Source organism: Caloranaerobacter azorensis DSM 13643 (assembly GCF_900129995.1).
GTDB lineage: Bacteria > Bacillota > Clostridia > Tissierellales > Thermohalobacteraceae > Caloranaerobacter > Caloranaerobacter azorensis.
On record NZ_FQXO01000108.1, the window covers coordinates 1 to 6,043 of the forward strand.

The window sequence follows — 6,043 nt, forward strand, 5'->3', positions numbered from 1 at the left end:
GTTCTCCATACCTTAGACGAGCCATATGGATAGCTGCTACAGTTGCTGCATTTAATGACCCTGTTTTAAATAATTATTACAACAAGAAAAGGTCTGAAGGTAAACATCATTTAACTGCCATAGGAGCTGTCGCTCGAAAGTTAACCTATATAATTTATGCTGTAATGCGTGACAATAAAGAATACACTCCAATGGCTTAATTAAATATGAATAATTATCCTTCGGGTTATTAAAACTAATAACCTCTTTTTGTCATGCCTATTTTTAGTTGTTTAATTATAATACTTTTTTTCGATTTTGTTACTTGACATTTAATAGCTGGTCTTTTTTATATTTTTATAATTTTATACGATAAACTATAAACATACATAATAAATAATTGCTCGATTAATCTATTAATCTCAATGCGTCTTCAAGAACTGCATCACCATTCATTGTTCCATATTTGATACTATCAATAACAGCAACTGGAATACCTCTTGGTTCCATCATTGTTTTCAGCTTATTTAATAAGAATCTAACCTGTGGTCCTAAAAGAATGACATTTACATCATTATGATTTTTTATTTCAGCCTCAGGTACCGCAAAAATCTCAACTTCAATATTTCTATTTTGTGCTGCTTCCTTCATTTTTTCAACCATTAGACTAGTCGACATACCTGCAGAACAGACAAGCATAATCTTTTTCATAAATAATCCTCCCTGTAAATTTTGTTTACACTTCTATTATGTCTCTAATAACGTTTTCCTCATATGAATAAAAATGATATTTTTTAATCTAACTTCCTATAATTGCATCCAAACCTCCTTTCATATAAATTTTAAATTACTCATGTATGAGTATTGAATTAAATAATGCTCTTATTTCATTAATTGCCTCTACTTCATCGCACCCTTCTGCAATGATTTCTAATTCATCTCCTTTAGAAGCTGCTATCCCTAAAATACCCATGATACTCTTTCCATTTGCTGATTTACCATCCTTCTTTATCGTTATACTTGATTTAAACTTATTTGCTGTTTTGACAAATAAACCAGCTGGTCTTGCATGTAATCCATATTTATTATTCAAGACTATAGTTAATTTCTTCATCTTTAAAACATACTTCCCTCCTTTCTATTTTCCATACACCATTTTATATAAGCATAAATGATGCCAAAATTAATTATTTTTCAAATTTCTTTCAGCTAATTTTTAATTTTATAAAAACTAGATTTTAAGCCAATTTCCAAGATAAAATATTGTTAGGAACTTTAAAAAAATGCTTGTATACTTATTTTTAGAATAAAAATAGTGTGTAATAACGCTACACACTATTTTACACACTTTACACAATATACGATTTTTATACAGTACTTTACATATCTTCTCTGTTTAATAAAAACATTTTACAAATATAAGCTAACTCATTTTCACCAATTTCAATATTATAATTTCTTTCTAATGGCCTTAAACAATCCTTTATAATAATAAGCTCTCTACTATACTGATCTTTATACTCCTCCAAATTATGAAAATTTACCTCTTTTCCTCCCCCGCATAATTTATCAATTAAAAAGCTTAAATGTAATATAATTCCTATTTTCACTTCGTCTACTACTTGTATATTCAATTTTACCTGAATATCATCTATAGTATATCTTAAATCATCTACAATTTTTCCACCATCAATATACTTCATATGTTCTTTTAATGACTTACCGACATTTAAATACATTTCCTCTTCCTTTACTATATCCATAATTTTCTTTATTCCTTCTCCATTTAACACTTCAGTTGCTGATATAAATTGTATTCCGTCTAGATGAATATCTATAGTACTTACAATGGCCAATATCTTATGTTTTTCTTTATATTGATTAATTTTGCATAGAAATTCTCTTCTATCTAAAATATTCAATGGAATGATTTCTATACTGTTCTTTTCATGTAATTTCTCCTGTATAATTCTCTTTAATCTTTCAGATGCACCTTCTCCTGTAAAACATGCAGTTATTATTATATTTTTTTTATTTAAATCACTTTTCCTTTCAATAGGTTTATTATAAAAATTCATTTCTCTACAACTCGTATAAATTTCATCAAGCTCACGACCTAAAACTGCTTTCCTACATGCATCAATAACCATAGGCGTACTAACCATATCTATAGTTTTCACAATTATACCTGTTTCTTCGTAAATCATATCTCCAAAGTTAGTAAGAGAACCCATATCAACCATTAATATTATACCTTTTCCTCTATCCATTTCTCTTACATGCTGCTTTACAATTTCATACATAACTTGAGGTTTCATATTGAGAGGCATATCTAAAGCTTTTGCATGCTGCACCCCCACTAATGTATTAGCTACCTCAACCATACTGCTCGCGGTAGATTTTCCATGCATAATTACTAAAATTCCAACTTTATCTTTTTCTTCGTCTTCACTATCCAGAGTATTAGATGCTAAAAACATAGCTAAATAACCTATCTCATCAAGAGGTGTTTCAATATTAAATTTATTATCGATAATTTTAGCTATTTCCATTGCAACTAAAAATTCATCAGGATATTCAACTCTAATCATATTTAATTTAGGATGATAAATCTTATTACCATTTTTAAGTCTTTCTATACATCCATGAAGATGGAGGGCTAATCCAAAATATATTTTTTCATCATATTCTTTTTTAAGCCTTTTACTAGCAAAACTTAATATTTCTTCGACTACCTGTAAAATCTCCATGTTAACTATCTCTGATATTTCCTTCTTTTTTATATTCAATGAAAGATTTTTAATATATTTTTGAAAATGGCTTTCAATAGCTAAATTAATAATATGATTTATCTCTTCATCTTTTGTTCCTGTATTTTTTAAATCTTCAAGTTTTTTTTCGATTATATCATAAAAACCTTCATTGTCATTATATTGATAATTTATCTCATATCCTTTATCGTCTTTATAATAAAATCTCAAAATATCTCCTTTCCCTTCAAAAATACGCTCAATATCTTCTCTATTTTGTTTAATCTTCATTAAACCTCTTTTTACATGTTGTGGAAGATCCGCTTGAGTTATCAGTATATATTCTTCTTGTTTTGACTTATAGTTTACAAATGCTTTAGCACATGCCAATTGTATATCACTCTTAAGTTGACCAATATTATTAGGACAATCATATAAAAGCAATGAAATTAAGGAATTTTTATTTATATAGATACTTTTCCCTATTCGTTTTGATTCCTCTTTAATAAAACTTTCAATTAAACTGTATCTTTCCATCATTCCCTTATCCTTTAGCGAAGGAAGAACAATAGTCATAGGTATTCTTCTTGTAAACGTTTTAAGTAAGTATGATTGGGGGTCTTCGGTTGTAGCAGCAATAATACGTACATTTACATAAATAACTTTTTCCGTTTCTCCTAATGGTCTAAAAAATCCTTTGTCAATATATGTAAATAACATTTCTTGTCCCTGAGGCGACAAACGATGTACCTCATCAAGAAATAATATTCCAGAATCAGCTTTTTTAAGTAAACCTTCTTTATCTCTGTCTGCTCCAGTATATGCTCCTTTTTTTACTCCGAAAATTTGAGATATAATTAACTGAGGATTTTCAGCATAATCCGCACAATTAAATTGAATAAAAGGAGCATCTTCTGGGATTACTTTCGCCTCTTTTGCAAATTGATACATTAATTCTGCAAACATAGACTTACCTACTCCCGTTTCTCCTAAAATCAATGTATGGAGTCCATTTGGGGGATACAAAATTGCTGCCTTAGCCTGTTGAATAGGAGTTCGAAGACTTAACTGAGCTCCAATAATTTTATCTAAACTATTATTGTTTTCAACAGTTCTTTTATAAATTGATTCTGACTTTATAGCTTTATAAAGCACAGGCCTTCCATTTATTTTTTCTACTTTCTGATCTTTATATAGTTTATTTAAATATCTACTAATATTGGCTCTATCAGTACCTAAAACTTTACTTATTTCAATTGCAGAAATTCCTCTCTTCTCTTTTTCCTCGAGTTCAATTAAAATCTCATAAACCTGATCAATCTTCTTCATAAAAATCCCTCCGGATTTATACAAATTTGAAATAAGGTATCAGGAATGTCCTGATACCTTAAATTATTTCTTAATTACTTCTAATCCACCCATATACGGTCTTAACACTTCTGGTATAACTACACTTCCATCTTCTTGTTGGTAATTCTCAAGTATTGCTGCAAATGTCCTTCCTACCGCTAATCCAGAACCATTTAATGTATGAACAAATGTTACCTTTCCTTTACCATTTGGTCTATATTTCATATTTAATCTTCTTGCTTGGTAATCTTCAAAATTACTACAAGATGATATTTCAACATATCTGTTATAACTTGGCATCCAGACTTCTATGTCATAAGTTTTTGCAGATGAAAATCCTAAATCTCCAGAACATAGTTCTACTACTCTATATGGTAATTTTAAAAGCTGTAAAACTTTTTCGGCACAATTAGTTAACGTTTCTAATTCGCTGTATGAATTCTCTGGTTTAACTATTTTTACTAATTCAACTTTATCAAATTGATGATTTCTAATAAGGCCTCTAGTATCCCTTCCCGCTGAACCTGCTTCCTGCCTGAAACAAGGTGTATAAGCAACATAGTATATTGGCAGCATTTCTTCTTTTAATATTTCATCTCTGTGTATATTAGTTACAGGAACTTCTGCTGTAGGAACTAAAAAGAAGTCTTTACTAGGTAGTCTAAAAGCATCTCCCTCAAATTTAGGAAGCTGGCCTGTTCCTGTCATACTATCTCTATTTACCATAAATGGCGGCATTATTTCTTTGAATCCATGTTCTTTAGTATGCAAGTTTATCATGAAGTTGATTAATGCTCTTTCAAGCATTGCTCCATACCCTTTGAATAGAGCAAATCTCGAACCTGTAATTTTAGAAGCTCTCTCGAAATCTAATATATCTAAATCAGCACCGATATCCCAATGAGCTTTTGGCTCAAAATCGAACTTTGTAGGATTTCCCCATCTCCTAATCTCAACATTATCTTCATCACTATCTCCTATCGGAATATCAGGATGGGGCGTATTAGGTATTCTTAATAAAGCTTCTCTTAATTGATTATCAATTTCCTTAACTAATACATCAATATCCTTAATTTTTTGAGATAATTCTTTCATTTCATTTAGTACTTCTGAAACATCTTTTCCTTCTTTCTTAAGCTTTGGTATCTCTTTTGACACGGCATTTTGTTTCGCCTTCATTTCTTCAACTTGAACTAATAGTTTTCTTCTCTTCTCATCTAGTTTTAATACCTCATCAATTTCTGAACCTAAACCTCTTTTTTCTAGAGCTTTCCTCACTTCATCTGGATTATTTCTTATTCTTTTAATATCTAACATAGAGAATCCCTCCTCTTTTATTATCTTTATTAAAAAAAAATTCCCATCCCTATATCATTTAGGGACGAGAAATTCTCCCGCGTTGCCACCCTAGTTAGCTTTAAGCTCACTTTCGTGCACTATAACCGGTGCATCGGTTTTACTTTTTGGTAAAAAGCTCCGGGACGGATTCGATAACCGCTTCCACCGATTTCCACCAACCATCGGCTCTCTTTTAGAAAGCAAATTATCTACTATTTCCCTTCAAAGCCTTTTTCCTATCTATTTTTGAGCATAATTTTACCATACAAAGTAATCTTTTTCAAGTGATTTTTTTACTAATCTTCAATTCGTAATATGAAAAATTAAATTCATCTATGCTATACTAAAGCTAAAATAGGATCAAGGAGTGATTGAATCTCTTCGCTACAAGAACTATACAATTTTATAAATTCTAGGAAGTTGAAGATTGCAAAGTACCTACCCCTGTAGATTATTACTTTCTTTTCTTTTTTACATACATACTTCTTTATAGCTACTGGTAAACTTTTTTTGGCATACTTTTGCCCTTCTTCTGTGTTTTTGTATATTTGAAAATACATATATCCTATCAATAACATAACTATATGAAATACTATAAAGTTGTATTTTGTACTTTTAAAATCTTC

At 30.0% G+C, this 6,043-nt stretch carries 5 protein-coding genes, 1 pseudogene and 1 other annotated feature; of the genes and pseudogenes, 1 reads left to right on the top strand and 5 read right to left on the bottom strand.

Features of this window, described 5'->3' with window-relative positions; all coding sequences use genetic code 11:
* A pseudogene (locus BUB51_RS11820) lies at positions 1-200 on the top strand (IS110 family transposase); the annotation flags it as partial.
* Positions 201-387: 187 nt separating this feature from the next.
* On the opposite strand, the gene BUB51_RS11825 reads toward BUB51_RS11820, so the two are convergent.
* The 5 genes from BUB51_RS11825 to BUB51_RS11845 all read right to left on the bottom strand — a co-directional run.
* Positions 388-690, bottom strand: a complete 303-nt coding sequence (locus BUB51_RS11825; protein ID WP_073197976.1) for a PTS sugar transporter subunit IIB — start codon at positions 688-690, stop codon at positions 388-390.
* 136 nt (positions 691-826) lie between these two features.
* Entirely contained in the window at positions 827-1,093 is a 267-nt protein-coding gene (locus BUB51_RS11830) for an HPr family phosphocarrier protein (RefSeq protein WP_035162442.1), read from the bottom strand.
* Positions 1,094-1,358: 265 nt separating this feature from the next.
* Positions 1,359-4,058: a sigma-54-dependent transcriptional regulator gene (locus BUB51_RS11835; RefSeq protein ID WP_073197977.1), complete on the bottom strand. Its 2,700-nt coding sequence runs from the start codon at positions 4,056-4,058 to the stop codon at positions 1,359-1,361.
* A gap of 63 nt (positions 4,059-4,121) precedes the next feature.
* Positions 4,122-5,396 carry a serine--tRNA ligase gene (serS, locus tag BUB51_RS11840; protein WP_073197979.1) on the bottom strand — a complete coding sequence of 425 codons (1,275 nt, stop codon included), beginning with the start codon at positions 5,394-5,396 and terminating at the stop codon, positions 4,122-4,124.
* A gap of 57 nt (positions 5,397-5,453) precedes the next feature.
* Positions 5,454-5,652 (bottom strand) — a binding site (T-box leader).
* A gap of 103 nt (positions 5,653-5,755) precedes the next feature.
* The coding region (locus BUB51_RS11845) for a hypothetical protein (protein ID WP_073197981.1) at positions 5,756-6,043 on the bottom strand (288 nt) is incomplete at its 5' end.

What these genes read in the sequence shown, in the direction of transcription:
- BUB51_RS11825 (WP_073197976.1), bottom strand. Translation starts at nt 690, where the DNA reads ATGAAAAAGATTATGCTTGTCTGTTCTGCAGGTATGTCGACTAGTCTA.
- BUB51_RS11830 (WP_035162442.1), bottom strand. Translation starts at nt 1,093, where the DNA reads ATGAAGAAATTAACTATAGTCTTGAATAATAAATATGGATTACATGCA.
- serS (WP_073197979.1), bottom strand. Translation starts at nt 5,396, where the DNA reads ATGTTAGATATTAAAAGAATAAGAAATAATCCAGATGAAGTGAGGAAA.
- BUB51_RS11835 (WP_073197977.1), bottom strand. Translation starts at nt 4,058, where the DNA reads ATGAAGAAGATTGATCAGGTTTATGAGATTTTAATTGAACTCGAGGAA.